At 52.1% G+C, this 19700-nt stretch carries 20 protein-coding genes; 11 read left to right on the forward strand and 9 right to left on the reverse strand.

Features of this window, described 5'->3' with window-relative positions; all coding sequences use genetic code 11:
• Positions 1–16: 16 nt before the first annotated feature.
• Genes B5X72_RS07255 through B5X72_RS07295 form a run of 9 tightly spaced genes read right to left on the reverse strand, consistent with a single transcriptional unit; the run spans position 17 to position 9794 of the window.
• A complete protein-coding gene (locus tag B5X72_RS07255; RefSeq protein ID WP_079716171.1) occupies positions 17–925 on the reverse strand; it encodes a glycosyltransferase family 2 protein in 909 nt (302 codons plus the stop codon).
• Between the two features lie 6 nt (positions 926–931).
• The gene (locus tag B5X72_RS07260; protein WP_176146123.1) at positions 932–2485 is read right to left on the reverse strand and encodes a right-handed parallel beta-helix repeat-containing protein; all 1554 of its coding nucleotides are present in this window, start codon (positions 2483–2485) and stop codon (positions 932–934) included.
• A gap of 7 nt (positions 2486–2492) precedes the next feature.
• The gene (locus B5X72_RS07265) at positions 2493–3488 is read right to left on the reverse strand and encodes a glycosyltransferase family 4 protein (protein WP_079716173.1); all 996 of its coding nucleotides are present in this window, start codon (positions 3486–3488) and stop codon (positions 2493–2495) included.
• Positions 3485–4678 carry an O-antigen ligase family protein gene (locus B5X72_RS07270; protein WP_139378585.1) on the reverse strand — a complete coding sequence of 398 codons (1194 nt, stop codon included), beginning with the start codon at positions 4676–4678 and terminating at the stop codon, positions 3485–3487. Before B5X72_RS07270 ends, B5X72_RS07265 begins: the two co-directional genes overlap by 4 nt.
• On the reverse strand, positions 4662–5867 hold the full coding sequence (locus B5X72_RS07275) for a glycosyltransferase family 4 protein (protein ID WP_079716175.1): 1206 nt from the start codon (positions 5865–5867) through the stop codon (positions 4662–4664). The genes B5X72_RS07270 and B5X72_RS07275 overlap by 17 nt, the downstream gene beginning before the upstream one ends.
• A complete protein-coding gene (locus B5X72_RS07280; protein ID WP_079716176.1) occupies positions 5864–6931 on the reverse strand; it encodes a glycosyltransferase family 4 protein in 1068 nt (355 codons plus the stop codon). The genes B5X72_RS07275 and B5X72_RS07280 overlap by 4 nt, the downstream gene beginning before the upstream one ends.
• Positions 6932–6939: 8 nt before the next feature.
• Positions 6940–7887 carry a glycosyltransferase family 2 protein gene (locus tag B5X72_RS07285; RefSeq protein WP_079716177.1) on the reverse strand — a complete coding sequence of 316 codons (948 nt, stop codon included), beginning with the start codon at positions 7885–7887 and terminating at the stop codon, positions 6940–6942.
• Positions 7880–9454, reverse strand: coding sequence for a lipopolysaccharide biosynthesis protein (locus B5X72_RS07290; protein ID WP_079716178.1), 1575 nt, complete (start codon positions 9452–9454; stop codon positions 7880–7882). Before B5X72_RS07290 ends, B5X72_RS07285 begins: the two co-directional genes overlap by 8 nt.
• A gap of 52 nt (positions 9455–9506) precedes the next feature.
• A complete protein-coding gene (locus B5X72_RS07295) occupies positions 9507–9794 on the reverse strand; it encodes a YgaP family membrane protein (protein WP_079716179.1) in 288 nt (95 codons plus the stop codon).
• Positions 9795–9975: 181 nt separating this feature from the next.
• On the opposite strand from B5X72_RS07295, the gene B5X72_RS07300 reads away from it, so the two are divergent.
• From B5X72_RS07300 to B5X72_RS07350, 11 genes are all read left to right on the forward strand, one after another.
• Positions 9976–10770, forward strand: coding sequence for a sulfite exporter TauE/SafE family protein (locus B5X72_RS07300; RefSeq protein ID WP_245826873.1), 795 nt, complete (start codon positions 9976–9978; stop codon positions 10768–10770).
• 35 nt (positions 10771–10805) lie between these two features.
• On the forward strand, positions 10806–11363 hold the full coding sequence (locus B5X72_RS07305; RefSeq protein ID WP_217698106.1) for a helix-turn-helix domain-containing protein: 558 nt from the start codon (positions 10806–10808) through the stop codon (positions 11361–11363).
• Positions 11364–11372: 9 nt separating this feature from the next.
• Positions 11373–11750 carry a fluoride efflux transporter CrcB gene (gene crcB / locus B5X72_RS07310; protein WP_079716181.1) on the forward strand — a complete coding sequence of 126 codons (378 nt, stop codon included), beginning with the start codon at positions 11373–11375 and terminating at the stop codon, positions 11748–11750.
• 114 nt (positions 11751–11864) lie between these two features.
• Complete coding sequence (locus B5X72_RS07315; protein WP_079716182.1) at positions 11865–12479, forward strand: TetR/AcrR family transcriptional regulator; 615 nt, start codon at positions 11865–11867, stop codon at positions 12477–12479.
• A gap of 68 nt (positions 12480–12547) precedes the next feature.
• Positions 12548–13819, forward strand: a complete 1272-nt coding sequence (locus tag B5X72_RS07320; RefSeq protein WP_079716183.1) for a TolC family protein — start codon at positions 12548–12550, stop codon at positions 13817–13819.
• A gap of 22 nt (positions 13820–13841) precedes the next feature.
• Positions 13842–14786, forward strand: a complete 945-nt coding sequence (locus tag B5X72_RS07325) for an HlyD family secretion protein (RefSeq protein WP_245826875.1) — start codon at positions 13842–13844, stop codon at positions 14784–14786.
• Positions 14787–14828: 42 nt separating this feature from the next.
• The gene (locus tag B5X72_RS07330; protein WP_079716531.1) at positions 14829–15752 is read left to right on the forward strand and encodes an ABC transporter ATP-binding protein; all 924 of its coding nucleotides are present in this window, start codon (positions 14829–14831) and stop codon (positions 15750–15752) included.
• Positions 15742–16488, forward strand: coding sequence for an ABC transporter ATP-binding protein (locus tag B5X72_RS07335; RefSeq protein WP_079716184.1), 747 nt, complete (start codon positions 15742–15744; stop codon positions 16486–16488). Before B5X72_RS07330 ends, B5X72_RS07335 begins: the two co-directional genes overlap by 11 nt.
• A 1-nt stretch (position 16489) precedes the next feature.
• Positions 16490–17596 carry an ABC transporter permease gene (locus tag B5X72_RS07340; protein ID WP_079716185.1) on the forward strand — a complete coding sequence of 369 codons (1107 nt, stop codon included), beginning with the start codon at positions 16490–16492 and terminating at the stop codon, positions 17594–17596.
• Entirely contained in the window at positions 17593–18711 is a 1119-nt protein-coding gene (locus tag B5X72_RS07345; protein ID WP_079716186.1) for an ABC transporter permease, read from the forward strand. The genes B5X72_RS07340 and B5X72_RS07345 overlap by 4 nt, the downstream gene beginning before the upstream one ends.
• 162 nt (positions 18712–18873) lie before the next feature.
• Positions 18874–19611 (forward strand): HAD family hydrolase, encoded by a 738-nt coding sequence (locus B5X72_RS07350; RefSeq protein WP_079716187.1) that lies wholly within the window; start codon positions 18874–18876, stop codon positions 19609–19611.
• Positions 19612–19700: the final 89 nt, after the last annotated feature.

Raw genomic sequence — 19700 nt, forward strand, 5'->3', positions numbered from 1 at the left:
GTATGGGTATCCCCAGCTAATGCCAATAGCCTTTATACATGGAGAAGGCCCGCCGCCAAGCTTTTGGCAGCCTCCGGTAACCAAGGCCAAGCTTATAGCCCAGCCACTTGGCTGCGAAAGAGCAGCAAACCTTAGGGAGCAGAAATGGATTGCGGCGGCCTATATAACGGATTTCGGACTTCGCGTAGCGGAATCCTTCGCCACCGGCGCGGCCGAATGACTCGAAGATCCAACGGTTGTCGCTGTGGAACACGCCGATATCGAAGTACCGCTCAAATTCCTCGCCGATGCGGTAGTCATGCGAATGGTATACACAGGCATCACCCACATACGCCATCTTCCATCCCTGCAGCAATAGCCTCCCGGCTACGATAACGTCTTCGCCCATGATAGTGCCTAACGGGAACCCGCCTACCGCTTCAAAAGCAGTGCGCCGGTAGGCAGCAAAAGAATTGGAGCAGGATATCGTTTTAATGCCATATTTCGGGGCGTCGGCGAGCGCCCGTACCTGGCTTTCGGCGGGATAATTAAACAACCGGGCATGCGCCTCCATAAGTGTGGCCCCTGCATGGGGGAGCTGCCGGCCATAGGCCATGCCTATCTGCGGATCGGCAAACGCCGCCACGATATTGGCCAGCATATCCGGATGGGCCGGAATCGCATCCTGCGTGAGGAATACATAGATATCGGCATCCGGAAAATTGGCGATGGCCCATTGGCGGGTACCGCCGTGGTCAAACCCTTCCGGGCCAAGGCCAATGACCTGAAAACCTTTTTCCCGCGCGAGCTCGACCGTCCGATCGTCCGAACCGGAGTCGACCAGTACCCGTGTCGCTATGGGATAGGTCTGCCGCGCGAGGGCATCCAGCAGGGTGGCAAAACGGGACCCGGCATTCAATGTCGGTATGTATAGATTCACGTTCATGGATACCTATGGTTGTGTTACCTGTTCGTCAAGCGCATTGCGCGTCAGCTGGAGGCCCGGTGAACCGGCATCATGCAGCGCTGCTCCACCGGAAGACACGAAATTACTGTCTATCACGACCTGGTGGGCTGTTTTGCCAATGGCAATGGCTGCGTTTTTTTTGTTGGTGATGCGGTTGCCTTTCAGGAACGCACTGCCGACCTTTACGAGCAGCAGCGCCCCCGCGTCATGCCCGCTGATGAGGGTATTGCCTTCGAACCTCAAATTTCCTTCCATGTTGATGTTTACCGGCCCGCTCTCGATTTCGTTTTCCTCCAACAGCAGTGAATCAATACGGATATCGTTGGGCAGCAGGGCACGGGTGACCCGGTTTGTCTTGAGGTGGAGCACACGGCCATCGGCATTGGCCAATAATCGCAGCGTCGGGAAGGTATTGCCTTCCATGCGTATACTGTCCCACCGGCCCACCAGTTCGAATGCGCCGTCGGTAAGGTTCCGGTTGGCGGTAATCGTTCCGCATCCTTCGACATAGAGGGCCGGCCGGTTGTTGCCAAAAGCCCGGTTGCCGCTCAGGGTCACGTCAGAAATACCGATAAGTGTGCCGATGCCCGACCCGTCCGGTGTAGACTCACCGCTCACGAAACCATTTTTCCAGCTGTAATTGCCGGCGATGAGCGCCCGCACCGGCATCACCACGCCATGCGCACGGTTGTTGATATCAATCGCATCGGCGGCATTATACTCGAGCCGGTTGTTCGTAATCCGGTAATTTGTGACGAGCTCAGCCGAGTTGAAGGCAACCTGTATGCCGCTCATGCCATTGTGGTGGATATAATTGCCGTCTATCTCGATGTCGCCGCTATCGTGGACGAAGATGCCGTTTTCGCCGTTGTGATGCAGCTCATTGCCCGACACCGTCACCCCTCTGCTGGACAGCACGCGTATCGCTGTGCCGGGATTGTAGGATTTTGCCGATTTACGGGCAATACCGTAGTAGCTGACCGTGCTGCCGACAACGCGGCAGGCTGAGCAGCTGTACCACAGGATACCGGGGAACGAACGCCTGTTGGTGGAATCGCCCGCGATATGGCTGTTGGCAATCGTGATATTGCTGCATTGTGAAGCATATATCGCTTCATTGACGGTCTCGGCACGAAAAGAAAGGTAGATATTGGATACCCGATGCGCCCGGAACAAGGGGGCGTCTGAATGCTGCTTTTCAACCGAAAATGAATCGGACAGGGCCTTCGGTTGCCGCAGCACGCCCTCAGCTACGAAATGTACATTAGGGGCGAGGCGAAGTGTGCGGACCAGGTAGTCGCCTTTGGGCAAATAAACCGTATCGCCCGGCGCAGCTTCATCGATAACCGCCTGGATGGCCTTCGAATCGTCTGCTTTGCCGTTGCCCCGGGCGCCGAAGCTACGCACATCCAGCCGCCGGCCCAGCCCTGGCTGCTCCTCCCCTGCGGGCTTCTCCTGCCCGCAACCCGCCAGAAAGATACCGGTGCATACGATGATTGCCGCAAATGCCGTTTTCAGCGAAAGACTTTTATGATGCATATCCTTATCATTGATTTTCCAATAGTATCGACCATGTTTCCGCCGCTGTTTTATCCCACGAAAACTGTGCGGCACGCTCAATCCCCCGGTTGCGCAACTGGTGATGCCTATCCGCATCCGCCGCAAGCTGCTCTATCGCTATTGCAATGGCTTCAGGCGAGCTGGGATCGACGCACACTCCTGCATCGCCCGCTATCTCGGGCAGGGCGCTCATTGACGAGGTGATCACAGGCGTGCCCGAGGCCATCGATTCAATCACCGGCAAACCAAACCCTTCCATCAGCGAGACAAACAGGGTGGCATATGCGCCCTTGTATAAGGCTGGCATGTCTTCCTCGGCGACAAACCCCAGAAAACGCACCCGGCCTTCCAGCCCGAGCTGGCTGATATGCCGGGTCAACTCTTCATCAGGATGGCCCGAGAGGTAAAACATAAACTCCTGCGGTATACGCGCCCGCGCGAATGCCGACAGCATGGTGGGGATATTCTTATTTTTGCGACGGTTGCCCACATACAGGAAATACGGCCGCTCCGAGGGGAACGTCCGGGTATTTTCATGATACCGCATATCTACGCCATTGTATACCACGGCGATACGCTGCTCATCGATACCCAGCAGCTCAACCAATTGCCGTTTGCTGAAATGCGAAACGGTAATGATTTTTCTCGCCCGTCTTGCAAGCCGCGCCAGTACCTGCTGGTAATACAGCCGATGCAGGGGCGTGTAATAAAAAAGATGCATCAGATCATGGATGGTGAATACGTAGGGAATACGGCTGTACAACGGCGGCATGAATGACGGGCTATAAAACACGTCTGCATCGGCGCTGCTGATCGCACGGGCCAGCATCAACGGCGTAAACAGGTTGCCCAGCCCCATCTGGCTTTGTACGAAAACGGGAGATACACTGGCGGGCATACGGGCCATTACTTCACGATACAACTTGCCGATACCTGTATCGCCATCCCACCGGCTGTCAATCAATACGCGTGTCTGCATCATACGGCCCTCCAATTCAATTGCTTCATATCAATCGGCCGGCTGCACCCCAATAGGCACACCAGCACAAGGTATAGGATGATGTCATTGTCATAACCGGAGTACAGGATCATCATAATAGCCAGCAGCGGCAGCCAGGCCACCCACCAGAACACCCGGTTGGGCTGCTGACGGTGACAGAAATGGAAAAAACATCCCAAAAACAACACGTACGAAAAAAATCCGATGACGCCAAAGTCAAGATAACAGCTCAGGAAAGTGTTGTGGATGTGCGGTTCGCCGTGGTAAAATTCGGCATGGCGGCCAAGGAATGTGCTACCGGCCATAAACCCATTGCCCAACGGTGAAATAGCGGTGAAATGCTGAAAAAACGCCTTCCAGTAGACCAGCCGTACACCCATGCCGTCGTTAGAGGCGGTAATATTATCGATGCGGACAACCTTTTCTGCAACAAACGGCAGAACCGACAGGGCGGCCAAGGCGAGCACCATCCGCCACCTTACCGCCGCCGCGGCCCACAGCAGGCAAAATACACCCAGAAATAAGGCCACCACCGGCGTGCGGGAAAGCGAGAGCCAGGCAAGCAGCAGCACGGCCGCAATGCGCCACCATACGATGACCCGTTGCCTGACCACAGGCAGCAATATGTAGACAAAGCCTATCAAGGCGATGCGGGCACCGAACATGTTCTTATCGTCCAGCCCCCAAAAATAGTGCGAGGGTCGATACAGCGCACTCCCATGAGCCGACGTGGGCGCACCGCCAATCCAGCGGAAGTCCGCAGCATAATGGTAGCTTATCAACTGCAACAACGAAAGGCCAAGCGCAAGATGGAGTGTGATATCCACCCAGCGCAACAGGCGACTATTGTCCCGCTGTATCACCCACCCTACCGCGAAATACAGGTAGGTAAAATTGACAGGCAGCTTAAGGAAATTGGTCATCTCCCGTTGGCCCGCAGGCATGTTCATAAAAAATATGAACGAGGCGTAGCCCGTAAACACCAGCAGGAACCACACCCAAGCATGGCGGAGCAGCGCCGGGGTATCAACGAAAAATGACAATGATGCCAGTAAAAATACCAGGGGATACCCCTTTACCGGCACGAAAACCGCCAGCAGGGCCATACAGAACAACACTTCACAAAGTGCGGCGCGATGCGCAGCTGTTATGGTTTTAGTATGTTGTATCATTAGCCGTTATCGTTTGGAGTACCTGTTCGTACTCATTTACCATGCGTGTTATATCAAGGTATTCGCTTACGGATGGCCTTGCCTCGCTGGCCAACCGATTGTAAAGCGCTACATCCCGCCAAAGTGCGAAGAGCGCCCCTCCGAGAGACTCCGGCACATCCGGATCACAAAGGATGCCATTCCGGCCATCTTCAACACTTTCCCGCAAGCCACCGCGATTGCTCGCTATAACCGGCAAATGGTTTGCCAAACCTTCGACGGCTACCATGCCGAGCGGCTCTTCCCACAGCGAGGGGACGACAAGCACATCGATATCGGGATAAAACTGAGCGGGATCTACGTACCCCCGGAAAACAATGCGCCTGTCATCACCTGCCAGCTCGCGGAAGTGCTGCTCGTCTTCGGACTTGCCCCGGCCGGCAATATGCAGCTGGCCGTCAATGCCCGATCCCTTGAATTGCTCGATGAGCCACTCCACTCCTTTGACACCGGATAAAGTACCGATATAACCTACCGCCAAGGGCTGCCCTTCCGCACGGAGGCGCAGCGCCCTGGCCTCGGGGATGCGGCGGGCATTGTGAATCACATATTGGCGGATGCCCTGGAAATACCCATGCGCGACAAACCGTTGCAAAATACTGTGGCTGATACCCACCACGGCGCCGAGTTTGGCCGACTGTTGCCGGTGCCTGTAGCGCAGCAGCCAATTTATCAGCCCCTGGCTGTTGCGCGGCTTGCCGTTTTTGAACATCGTGCTATCCGGGCTCAACAGGTACATATCATGCAAAACCTGCACAACCGGAATGCCTGCCTCCCTGATCGCATCCCAGGCTGCGATTGACCAGCCGACGAGGTTGTGGCATGATACGGCGGATGGTTGCTCAAGACGGATCACCTCTTTGACATACGCTCCCATCGCCGGGTTATACCAGTCGCGGAGATGCCAGGCCAGCCGGCTGAATTTGCCGGGCCGCTCATTTGAAAACGGCCAATACCGATTTTTCAACCCAGCGCGGTATACCTGCACCTCATCCACCTGCTCCTTGCGCAGCCCCTCCCCGGGCGCCATGCTCAGTACAACGACCTCATGGCCCTTGGCTTGCATCCCCTCAACGATGAGCTTGAGTGAAATTTCTGCGCCTCCGGCGATATAAGGCGAGTACAATGCATTAATGTACAAGATCTTCATCCGTTCCTCCGCAAAAGTTGATGATACACCTGTTCTAAGGCAGCCCCTACATTGCGCGGGTCATAGGCCGCTGCCACATAGCCGTACAATAGCTCACCCATCCGGGCCAGGGCCTCGGGGTCCTGCTGCTTCATGGCAACGGCCCGCGTTATCTGCTCATTCAACGCCGCCCGATGCTCTGCGGCCGTTGCATAGCTGTAATGGAATACCTGTTGGCGATGTGTGCCCAGATCCGCTATTGTACCGATATCCGGACAGATGACCGTACGCTTATAGGAAAATGCCAGGATTACCGTCCCCGAGTTGAGGCTGCTCGACATGTCATAAGGCAACACCAAGGCGTCGGCCTCACCAAGCAACGCCGCCAGTTGGTCATCGGGCACGAAATACGGAAAAAACTGCACATTGCCGGCCGTTGCCGCCTGTTTTTCGATTTGCTGTTGATACCGTTGGTCGATGGCTTTGCCAGCTATTGTCAACCGTACACTGGCACCGAAGGCACCCACCGTATCGATGAGCAGCTCCAGGTTTTTATAGGGTTTTACCATACCCGTAAATAGCAAGTGCAGCACATGGCCATGGTTGTTTGCAGCATCGCGAACCGCCCCGTATACACCGATGAAGTGGGGATGGGGAATATACACCGATTTGCGCCGTACGCCCTCGCCGTGCTCCGCCAAGACGGACATCGACTGCCGGGAGTGGATGACGATACGGTGCGACCACCGCATCAGGAGACGCGTGAGGGTACGGCTGAAAAAAGCCAGGCCTTTTTCGTGTGACGTGCGGTTGTGCATGGTCCATACAAGCGGTTTCCCGCTCAGTCGGATGATGGCCAAAACAGCCATTTTTCGCATGAAGCTTCGAAAAGCCACGAAAAAACCGCTGTCGTCTACGTTTTCGAACCAGTTGAGGTGGACCAACTTGATGGATCGGAAATGCTTCATACCCGAAAAGATGGTATCCAATGGATGTATGCGGTATCCCCTGCCGCGCAATTCACCAACCAGTAACTGGATATACTGGTTTTCCTTGTTGACCGGTGGGTTGAAGATGATATCCATAGCCTTTGTCAATCCGATAACCGCCTCCGTAGTCCTCTTGATTTTACAGCGGCGATGGCGATATCGCTGAGCCGCAAGCCAAATTCCCCGCGGTGGCGAATCCATAACCAAAGCTTGCTGACCAAACCGTGCCGCATAGACAATGCCATCGTGTATCGTTTACGCTGTTGCATGAACAGCGCTTGCTGCTCGCACAGGTTGTGATACACTACCTGCTCCGATGCATCGGGCGTGTGGCTTGCGAGAAAAGCCCGCAACCACTCGGCATAGCCCAAGTTGGCCCGCATTTTTTCCAAGTCATTGCCCGACGAGGAAATGGACAGGCTGTTGCTCCGGTAGTTGAATACCGGCTTGTTGGTATGCGCTATGCCTTTTCCGTTGGTGGCGATATAAGCGGTGATATCATCCGAGCCCCAAGCCAGGGGCAGGGAGTAGAACCCGCCCTGTTGCCTCAATGCCTCCGTACGGTACACAAAATCAGAGATGTATTGCGACCGCCATTGGCTGAGGCGGTGCCATATCGAATCGCATACCCGTTCGTATTCCGGGCAGGCGGGCGTCAGCTGCCGCGGCTGCCCCTCATCGTCGATGATGAGGCTCCGGCAGTGGTAGACATCAAGCTCCGGATAGGCGGCGATCAATGCCGAGAATTCACGCAGGAAGTCGGGCTCCATGCGATCATCATCGCCCATCATCACGAGGTATTCCCCGCCGGCCAGGGCCAGGCATTTATTCCAGTTGTCCGTAAGCCGCACCGCCCCGACATTATGCTCGTTTTCATAATACCGGATGCGGCTATCTGAAAATTCCGCCGCGATTTGCGCGACGGGCTCCGGCGAGCTATCATTAAGGATAATCAATTCAAAATCGGCGAAGGATTGCGCGAGAACGCTCTCGATGCATTCCTTGAGAAACCGGCTTTTGTAAGCCGGTATGCAAACCGAAAATTTAGGCATTGCCCTTCCCTTTCTCCATAAGCGTTTTTTTCAACTGCCGGATGTCTGCCGGTTTGACGACAAAAACCAGCAGATATAATCCATATACCAATGTAAATATGATCGTATTGGCGATTACCGTGCCATAGCCATCGGGAAAAACCAGTTTGGTGGTTATATACTGGCTGACGAGCAAGGCTAATCCGCCGCCGATTGCCGCCGGCAAAAAAGCGCGCGCAAACAGCCGCCGCCCATCCAGGTGCAGTACCTTCGGTATGTAATATACATAAAAAAAGCCAATTTGCAGCACCATATACACCAAATAGCCCACAACCGCCGCCCCCACCTGCAGTGTACCGGCGAAAATCACCGTGATAGGCAATGACACGATACAGGCGACAGCCGAAGAATAAACCAGAAAACGTGTCCTGCCGGTGGAAAGCACCAGGCTGGCTACGGGCGTATTGTGCATGGAAAGCAACACCGTGAGTAACCAAATCGACAGCCAAAGCGACAGGTGGCCATACCCTTCGCCCATGTACAATAGCAGGATATCTTCGGCATTCAGGATCAGCACAAAGACCATGAATCCCAAAAAAACGGAGATATACTTGGTCGCCTCAAATATCATGCGCGCAATGCGTTCTTGATTGCCCTCGGCATAGGCTTTGGAAGCCGATGGCAACAATACCTGCATGAACACCCCCCCGAACGCCACAATGAGCATGGCGATGGTCTGGATGACACGGTAATCGGTAAGCACCTCGGTGCCGTCAGCAAATTTGCCGAGCAGCAGCGGCCGCAGGTTGTTCGCCGTCAGTTGGAATAATCCCATGACAAATATGGCGAGGCTGTAGGTCAGTATTTCTTTGAATGCCTGACCATGCCATCGCGGCGTCAGCAAGGACTTCCGGGCTACCGGAAAGACCCGCAGGCGGGCAATATAAAACGGTATCGGCACGAGCGTGGAAAGCGTATAATAAATAAAATAAGTAATCAGTGCCCATTGCATTTGTATAGCCAGCAGGGCGACCAGAAAATTCAGGACGCTGCTGATGACGGTTACGCGGTTGACATACCCCAGCTCGTCCTTGGCACTGAGCAACTGGATAACGACGCTGGAAAGCCAATTGAGGACGGTGGAACATGCCAGGATGTACATGATTTGGCGGTAAAACGGCACCTGTGCTTCGGTGAGGTTGAAAAGTTGCTGCCCATAGGCAGACATGCCCAAGAATATGAAGGCATTGACCAAACCGATTATCCCATAAAACACGATACTTGAACGGGATACATCGCCGATTTTGCTCCATTCGCCGCTGGCCGTCCACATGGAGAAATAGCGTACCGCCCCCACGTTGAAGCCCAAATCCATCAGCCGCAAATAAGCATTGAGGGAAAAAGCCAATGCGATAAGGCCATAATCTGCCCGGCCATAAAAGCCCACGAGCATGGGAATGGTGACGAACTTGGCCAGTGCGTCAAGGGTTTTTGCTAAGATACCCCACGCAGAGCCTGAAAAAATCCGTTTGGCCCGACCCGACGTTTCCGTTGTCCTGTCAGTTGGTGCAGTAGTCCTGGGGTACATATTCAGCCAACTAATATCGGCAAAAACACCGACCGGCCAAAATACCCCGGCCTTATTCTTCGACAATCCGCTCGGCGAGCGCGACGTCCCGATCAGGGCATACCGAATCTTTCACTGGGCAGTAGCCTGTGGCTCCGCGAAGAATCAGCGCACCTCCCAGCACGACTTCGGCAAGGGACGCCAACGGTGATCTAAACATACGGGTAATGCCGGTATAAAGCACGAAAGCTCCCGCGCCTACAGACAGTAATCGCTCGGAATTGGCTATGTTGCGGTGTTCGCTGGCCTCCTGGAGCCGTTCTTTTACGTCATCCAGTACTTCTTTGGTCTTGGTATTCATACCTTCTATCCTATCTCTTGATAAACTTATTTTTGTTAACTGCTATAGAAACAACCGGTAACGCATTTGGTTTTAGGAAACCTAAGCAAAGCCGGGATTTTTCCCGAAAACGGCAACGATATTTTGTGGCGCGTTTGGTATCGTTGCTAAATTAAACGTACTTTGCCCCCAAGACCAATTCTTGAAGCACCCGATGGAAATTGTCGGCTACATCTTGTCCGTATTTATTGGCATTTCCCTGGGCCTCATAGGCGGTGGTGGTTCGATCCTTACGGTGCCGGTATTGGTCTATTTGTTTCATTTTGAACCTGCAGTTGCTACGTCGTACTCGCTATTCATTGTGGGATTTACGAGCCTTGCGGGCACGATCTACCAACATACCAAGGGATGCGTCAATATCAGGGCCGCCTTGTCGTTTGGCCTTATTTCGGTGGCAACCGTTTTCATGGTCCGCAAATATGCCTTACCTGCAATTCCGGATACGCTCTTCCAATGGGAAACCATTGTCATTACCAAATCCAATGCACTGATGGTATTCTTTGCGGCGCTAATGCTTGCGGCGTCCGTATCGATGATTCTTGGACACCGGGAAGTGGCATCCCCGGCTCCGCAGACCACCCTGCCTAAGCTACTCGGTTTTGGGTTCGGCATCGGTTTGGTTACCGGGCTTTTGGGTGCCGGCGGTGGCTTTCTGATTATTCCAGCCTTGGTATTGCTGATGCATATCCCGATAAAAGAAGCTATTGGTACTTCATTGTTCATCATCACCATCAATTCAATGGTGGGTTTTATCGGTGATATTGGGCATGTTTATATCGACTGGCCGTTTCTTTTCAGGATCTTAGGCATTACGATTTGCGGCGTTATCATCGGCAGTGCCATGAGCCGCCACATACCCGGCTACCAGCTGCGCTCCGGCTTCGGCTGGTGCGTACTCACCATGGGCATCTATATCCTAAGCAGGGAGTTGTTTTGAAATGAACCTAAAGCAAAAAGCCTATCTTTGTCTTTATGAAAATCGCCATCAAGAACATGGTATGTCCACGGTGCATCCAGGCCGTTTCGCAGGTATTTGCCGCTATGGGTATCACGCCATTGGACGTGCGGCTCGGTGAAGTGATCATCAGCCAACCGCTGACGGAAACGCAATACGTGGAGCTGCAGCGCCAGTTGGAAATGTTAGGTTTTGAATTACTGGACGACCAGCAACAGCAATTGGTCGAAAAAATCAAATCCATCATTATCCAGCATGTACACCAACGGGAAGACAATCAATTTGCATTTACCAGTGTCTTGCAGAACGAACTTCATAAAGAATATTCCCAGCTAAGCAAGCTTTTTTCGGAAAAAGAGGGCGTCACGATCGAACACTATGTCATCTTGCAACGCATGGAAAAGGTCAAGGAATTACTCTCCTACAACGAGCTGACACTGAGCGAAATCGCCTATCGGCTGGGGTATAGCAGCGTGGCTTACCTGTCTGCGCAATTCAAAAAAATCACCGGCCTTACCCCTTCGCAGTTCAAAAGCCTCGGTATCAACCTGCGTAAGCCAATTGATAACCTATAATTTCCTGTCATGTTCAAACAACTTATCGCAGTAGGCATCGGCGGGGCAGTGGGCAGCATGCTTCGGTTTCTCGTATCGGTATTGACCAGCAGATGGGCACAGGGGGCATTCCCTATTGCCACACTATTGGTCAATCTCTCAGGTTGTTTTCTCATCGGCTTGCTGGTGGGCATCTTCAGCCAGCCTCCTTATGCCAACAGCAGCCTCCGCTTGCTGCTCATCACCGGGTTTTGCGGCGGTTACACGACTTTTTCGGCGTTTGCCAACGAAAATTTACTCCTCATTGAGCAGCAGCAAACGCTTGCCGCAGTTGCTTATACCTTACTCAGTGTCCTGCTCGGCATCGCGCTTGTGTGGGTAGGAGTGGCAACCAGCAAAGTCATTTGATACGGCGCGCACGGTTGCATCAGCGGCATACTTACTAACAATATTAATCAAATGATTAAAATATTTGGTTAAACCAAAATTTCGTTTTAGTTTTGCCGCGTACAAGAACGATACATGGCAAAGAAGAAGGACATTCCGGGCGATTTGAGCACCGAGGAAAAAATCAAGGAAGCCGCCCGCAAGGTATTTACTCAAAAAGGTTATGCTGCTACGCGTACACGCGATATTGCCGAAGAAGCGGGCATTAACCTGGCATTGCTGAACTACTATTTCCGCAGCAAGGAAAAGCTCTTTGAAATCGTCATCATGGAAAAAATGCAGCTGCTGCTGGGTAAGATAGGTCCTGTCCTGGCAAACGAAAAAACCACCATCGAAGAAAAGGTAGCCGAAGTATCCGAGCATTACATCAACACCCTCTTATCCAATCCGGATCTCCCCTTGTTCGTACTGGCCGAAATCAAGAACAACCCGGACAAGTTTGCCAACTTAATCAAGACCAAAACAAAAATCGTTGATTCTGCATTCTTCAAACAACTGGCAGCAAGACGCCCCGATATCGATCCTTTGCATTTCATATTCAACATGCTGGGCTTGATTATCTTTCCGTTTATCGGCAAGCCGCTGCTGCAGCTGATTACCGGAATCACGTCCGAACGGGCAATCACCCTGATAAATGAACGGAAAAAATTAATAAAAATATGGTTTCAGGCCATGCTGGAAACACCGTGACGGCATGATGCCGTCCTATTTTTTTATCCAAATATTAATCAAATGATTAATTCAAAAGAATAAATAAAATGATTAAACACACTGCCCTATCCATCTGCTGGTGCCTGCTGCTCTTTCAGCCGCCGCTCCGCGCACAGACGCGATCGCTTACGCTACGGGAAACCTGTTCATTAGCCACGGCAAACTATCCCTTGGTGAAGCAATATGACTTAATAGCCCAAAGCGCTAAATATGCTACCGAGCAAGCACATGCCGGCTACCTGCCACAAATCAATGTCAATGGGCAAGCCACCTATCAGTCGGCGGTAACCCAACTTCCGATACAACTGCCGGGTGCGGATGTCCCCTCCTTGAGCAATGATCAATACAAGCTCTTTGGCGAAGTTAACCAAAGCCTCTATGACGGTGGTCGCATTAAACTGCAAAAAGCGGCCATCGAGGCTGCGGCTGAGGTAGAGCAACAAGCGGTGAACGTAGCACAGTATCAAATAAAGGAGCGTGTCACCCAGTTGTTTTTTGGCGTGCTTTTGCTGGATGCCCAATTGGCACAAATCGGACTGTTGGTAAACGATATCCAGGCAGGCATGGCAAAAACCGGGGCTGCCATTGCCAACGGTACGGCACTGAAAAGCACCGGAAGTTTACTGGAAGCCGAATTGCTCAAGGCCGAACAGCACAATATAGCGTTGCAGACCACGCGAACTGCTTATTTGCACATGCTTGGTTTATTCATCAACCAGCAGTTGGATGAAGATACCGTTTTGGAGCGGCCGGAGGCTGCCCCATCAACGGCGGCGATCAACCGCCCCGAATTGGGATGGTATGCACAGCAGCAAAGTAGCATAGACGTGGATCGCAAACTGCTGACAGCGAAAAATAGGCCCCGGCTTGGCTTATTCATGCAGGGCGGATTGGGCCGTCCGGCACTCAATATGCTGAGCAATGATTTTGAAGCCTATTACTACGGCGGTATCCGGCTGGCCATTCCATTGTCTGGCTTCTATACCTTAAAGAAAGAAAAGGCAACGCTGGACATCCGGAAAAAGATCATCGATGTGCAAAAGGATGTTTTTCTATTCAATACCGACCTCGCCATGAAGCAACAAAACACCGAAATAGCCAAATATGCAAAATTATTGGCGCGCGACGACAAAATCATCGCCCTCCGATCATCGGTGAAAGCGGCTGCGCTTGCGCAGCTGGAAAACGGCATCATCAACACCGCCGATTATTTGCGCGAAGTCAATGCTGAAGATCATGCCAGACTGGCCAAAATCCAGCACGAAATCGAGTTATTAAAAGCACAATACGATCGCCAATATACCGCAGGGAATCTATAAGTTACGGACATCACACCTCATCATGATTGAAACAGCAAACACCATGTACATCAAAATGAAACGTATCAATAGCGCAAAAACAATAACCATCGCCTCCCTCTTATTGGCGTCGTGCGCTCCGGAGCAACATCACTACGATGCGGCTGGCACATTCGAAGCGGTGGAAACCATCGTATCGACAGAAGCTAACGGCGCCATCAAAGAATTGAACGTCGTAGAAGGCCAGCACCTCCATGCCGGGCAGGCCGTGGGTTATGTGGATAGTACACAACTGCACCTGCAAAAACGCCAGCTTCAATCGCAAATCGCTGCAATGCTTAGCAAACGGCCGGACATCCGGGCTCAAGTGGCTGCGCTGCAAGAGCAACTGAGACAAGCAATACGCGAACAGCAGCGGATAGCCGGCCTGGTGAAAGCCGACGCCGCTACACGCAAACAGCTGGATGATGCCGATGCACAGGTGGCCATCATCAAGAAACAGATCGCAGCGCAGCAATCGTCGCTCGGCATTACTACTGCAAGCATCACGCAGGAGGCCTCGCCGCTCGAAATCCAAATCGCGCAATTGGAAGACCGATTGGCGAAAAGCCGTATCGTTAATCCCGTGGAAGGCACGGTACTCGTGAAATATGCTGAAGTAAACGAAGTGGCTGCAACCGGCAAACCGCTTTATAAAATCGCAGACCTCTCCACCATCATCCTCCGGGCATATGTGACCGCACCCCAATTTGCCCGGCTCAAACTGAATCAACCGGTGACCGTACTGGTGGACGGTGCAGACGGCGGCTACCGCGAATATGAAGGCCTGGTGGAATGGATAAGTGATAAAGCGGAGTTTACACCCAAAACCATCCAAACGAAGGACGAACGTGAGCACTTGGTGTACGCGACGAAAATCCGTGTGAAGAACGATGGTTTGCTAAAAATCGGCATGTATGGCGAAGTGCGGTTTGACGAAGGCCGGTGATGGCTGTCCGCGATGGAAGATAACGTATATAACAGGGAAGATATGGTTAGTTTAAAGAATATTACGAAAACGTATAACCACGGCACGGTCAAGGCGGTGGATGACGTCTCTTTTTCGGTAGAAAAAGGTGAATTGTTCGGTCTCATCGGGCCGGACGGTGCAGGCAAAAGCAGCATCTTCCGTATGCTCGCCACACTCTTGATACCCGACAAGGGATCGGCTACCGTAGCCGGGCATGACATCGTGAACGATTACAAGCTGATACGCAGCAAGGTGGGTTATATGCCGGGCCGCTTTTCGCTCTACCCCGACCTCAGCATCGAGGAAAACCTTGATTTCTTTGCAACGGTATTCAATACCACGGTCAAGGAAAACTACCACCTCATTGAAGATATTTACGTACAGATCGCTCCTTTTCACAAGCGCCGCGCGGGCCGGCTTTCGGGCGGCATGAAACAAAAACTGGCCCTTTGCTGCGCGTTGATACACAAACCCACCGTTTTGTTCCTCGACGAACCCACTACCGGTGTAGACCCCGTATCGCGCCGGGAGTTTTGGGAGATGCTTAAGCGACTCCGGCAGCAGGGCATCACGATACTGGTTTCGACGCCCTATATGGACGAGGCCTCGTTATGTGACCGTATTGCGCTTATCCAACACGGGCGCATCCTCTCGATTGACACGCCGCAGGGGATCGCGGCCGCCTACCCCAACAGCTTATATGCCGTTAAAGCCACGGATATGCCACGTCTCATCCACGTATTATCCACGTATTACCCGCATATGCATAGCTATTTATTCGGCGAAGTTATCCATTTGGATGCACGGGGCATGGGTGGATATAACCTGCCGGACGAACTGACGCAATTCCTTACGGCCGAAGGTTTCGCCGATATTGAAGTAAAGCCGATTGCACCGACCATCGAAGATTGTTTCATTAACATGCTTGTACGCCATGACACTTAGGGAACCGGTCATCACTGTCGAAAACCTAACCAAACGGTTTGGTGATTTCATCGCAACCAATGCGATCACATTCGACGTATACAAAGGAGAAATATTCGGGTTTTTGGGAGCCAACGGCGCCGGCAAAACGACGGCCATGCGCATGCTATGCGGCCTGTCCGTCCCCTCATCTGGCCGGGCCACTGTTGCCGGATTTGACATCTACCGGCAGACTGAACAGATCAAGCGCCACATCGGCTACATGAGCCAAAAGTTTTCGTTGTATGAAGACCTTACGGTAGCCGAAAATATCCGTTTTTTCGGCGGAATATACGGCCTGAGCAACCATCAGCTTCAATCCAAAAGCAAAGCGCTGATTGAGCGCCTGGGGCTGCAGGCCGAACGCGGGAAGCTGGTAGGCGAACTGCCGTTGGGCTGGAAACAGAAGCTGGCATTTTCCGTATCGATATTGCATGAGCCGCGTATCGTGTTTCTGGATGAGCCTACCGGCGGGGTCGACCCCGTGACGCGCAGGCAGTTCTGGGCGTTGATTCATGAGGCCGCCGCCAGCGGCATCACCGTGTTCGTGACGACCCACTACATGGATGAGGCTGAATATTGCAATCGCGTCTCCATCATGGTGGATGGCCGCATCAACGCCTTGGGTACCCCAAGCGAACTGAAACAACAATTCGGCGAGCCTTCGATGGACGGTGTGTTCTATCAATTGGCCCGCGGAGCAAAGAGAGGAGACTAACATGAGGCAGTTTATCGCGTTTGTCAAAAAAGAATTTTTTCATGTGCTACGCGACCGGAGAACGTTGCTTATACTCTTCGGTATGCCACTCGCACAGATCCTCATCTTTGGCTTTGCACTCACCAATGAGATCAAAAATGCCCAGGTGGTCGTTATTGACCACGCCAGGGATGATGCCTCCAGGCACATCATCAACCGCCTTGCGGCAAGCAGCTACTTTGAGGTCCGGGAAAACGTGATGGACAAAAATCGGATGGAAGCCGCATTCAAGGAAGGCCATATCAAACTGGCCGTTGTATTCCCTGCCCGGTTCCAGAGCGACCTCAACCACCAAAACCACGCGCAAATACAAGTCATTGCGGATGCATCCGACCCCAACGGGGCAACGACGCTGACCGGCTATGTCTCCTCCATCATCCAGGACTACCAAACGGAACTGAATGAAGGCAACGGGCTGCCTTACCGGATCACGCCCGAAGTCCGGATGCTGTACAACCCGCAGCTGAAAGGAGCACCCAATTTTGTACCGGGTGTGATGGCGCTGGTGCTGATGCTCGTATCGGTGATGATGACTGCCATTTCCATCGTACGTGAAAAGGAAACGGGCACCATGGAAGTCTTGCTGGTCTCGCCATTCAAGCCGATGTGGGTCATCCTCGCCAAAGCGGTCCCCTACTTGTTGCTGTCGTTGGTCAATGTGCTGTCCATCTTGTCGATGAGTGTATGGGTATTGGATCTCCCCGTGGCGGGCAACTGGCTGTTGCTTTTTGCCGAAAGTACGTTATTCATCATCACTTGTCTTACATTGGGCATCTTCATCTCCATCAGGGCCAAATCACAGCAGGTAGCCATGCTTATTTCGCTGATGGGTATGCTGCTGCCCACCATGATGTTCAGCGGTTTCATGTTTCCGATTGAAAACATGCCCGTGCCCTTGCAAATCTTCGCCAACATCGTCCCCGCCAAATGGTTTTACATCATCGTGAAATCCATCATGATCAAAGGGGTAGGCTTGGAAGGGATCTGGAGGGAGACATTGATACTGTGCGGTATCACGTTATTTTTCTTCGTCATCAGCTTAAAGAGTTTTAAGATACGGTTGGAATGAGAACGGTTAAATTTTTATTGCAAAAGGAGTTTCGCCAGATTTTCAGGAATCGGGCCATTCTCGCGCTTATCATCGTGATGCCTGTGATGCAGCTTATCATCCTGCCGCTTGCGGCCGATTACGAGGTCAAAAACATCAACCTTTCGGTGGTGGACCACGACCATTCGCCTTATGCGCAGCAACTGGTTGCGAAAATTACCGCCTCGGGCTATTTCAGGTTGCAGGGATACCATGCTTCCTTCAAGGAGGCCTACCGGCTTATTGAGCAGGATAAAGCCGACCTCGTGCTGGAAATACCGCGCGGTTTCGAGCGCGATCTGATCCGCAACGGACACCAGCAATTGTTCATCGCCGTCAACGCCATCAACGGCACAAAGGCCGGTTTGGGAAGTGCTTACCTATCCAGCATCCTGCGCGATTACAACGACGGTATCCGTATGGAATGGATAGCGCCTACGCGCTTCCGGCCGGCGGCTACCATCGAGGTCATTCCGGCCAACCGCTTTAATCCCTTGCTGAACTACCAGTTTTTCATGGTGCCGGGCATCCTGGCCATTTTGCTGACCATGGTGGGCGGATTCCTTTCTGCGCTAAATATTGTCAAGGAAAAAGAAATCGGCACCATCGAACAAATCAATGTGACGCCCATTAAAAAACACCATTTCATTCTCGGCAAACTCATTCCCTTCTGGGTATTGGGCAATGTGGTTTTTACCGTGGGCTTATTGGTTTCATGGGTGATTTACGGCATTTTCCCCCAAGGCAGCATACCGGCAATGTACGGCTTCATAAGCATTTACCTGCTGGCTGTACTGGGCTTCGGTTTGCTGATATCCACCTATACCGATACGCAGCAGCAAGCCATGTTTATCATGTTTTTCTTCATGATGATATTCATCCTGATGGGCGGACTGTTTACCTCCATCGATAGCATGCCCCCGTGGGCTAAGGCAGTATCCCGCCTGAATCCGGTCAGCTACCTTGTTGAAGTCATGCGTATGATCGTACTTAAAGGGAGCGGCTGGGCCGACGTATTCCCGCACCTGGGTGCTATGCTGGGGTTTGCCGTCGTTCTCAACGGATGGGCAATCCTCAATTACCGCAAAAAAAGTTAAAAAACAGCACTTTATAAAAATATCAAATTCAAATTGTAATTTATTAGTCATTATTATCGTCTACCTAAAAAAGTTGAATTAAACGATGAAAATATTTTATACTTTTGACTAATAAAAACAAAAAGTCAAACAGTCGATTGTTGGATCAAATAACTTCACAACATGCAAACCAGAGGGATTCTATTAAATTATGAGGGCACCATTGATACAAATGGGCAGCATTGGGGAGCCATCCTGTGGCATAAATTTCAAAAGCACATCATCGGCTTGGACAAGTCCGTGTTCAACAGGGCGTATACCTACTCCGAACAGGTATTAGCTTCCGAGGATGTCATCAAACCGAGCCATATCTTCCTGGATGTACTGGTACATAAAATCACCCAGCAATTCGACTACTTAACCGCGCAGGGCTATCAATTGGATTACAACAATGTACAGACTATCGCCAAAGAATGCAATAACTTAGCGCTGCGCACGCTAAGGGGCACAAAACGTATCCTGGAGCGTTTATCGAGCACATTCCCCATCGTCCTTGTTTCCAATTTCTACGGCAACCTAAATGCCGTGCTCACCGAATTCGGCATTAAACAATATTTTGCAGATGTTGTGGAATCCAGTACATCGGCGATGCATTTCAATACTGAGATATACGAAAAAGGGGTCAGCCGGCTCGGGTATTCACCTGAAGAGTGTGTAGCTGTGGGCGACTCTTACAACCGGGATATCTTGCCTTCAAAGGCTGTTGGCTGCAAGACCATTTGGCTCAATGTCATGGGCTGGGAAGAGTGGGGGATCGATGAGCTGGAGATATCGGATGCCGAAATCGGCGATTTCGGCCAACTGCCTGCCTTGCTGGAAAGGTGGCAGCCCCAACAGCCCGCGATCCGTGGCCTGGCTTAGCGGAAAAACGTACCCCATAACGCTCGTTGCACGCCTTCAAAATTTGGCATCCGTCTAAAAAATATGCATATTGCCGCCGTTGAAAATCT

Source organism: Parapedobacter luteus (assembly GCF_900168055.1).
Lineage (GTDB): Bacteria > Bacteroidota > Bacteroidia > Sphingobacteriales > Sphingobacteriaceae > Parapedobacter > Parapedobacter luteus.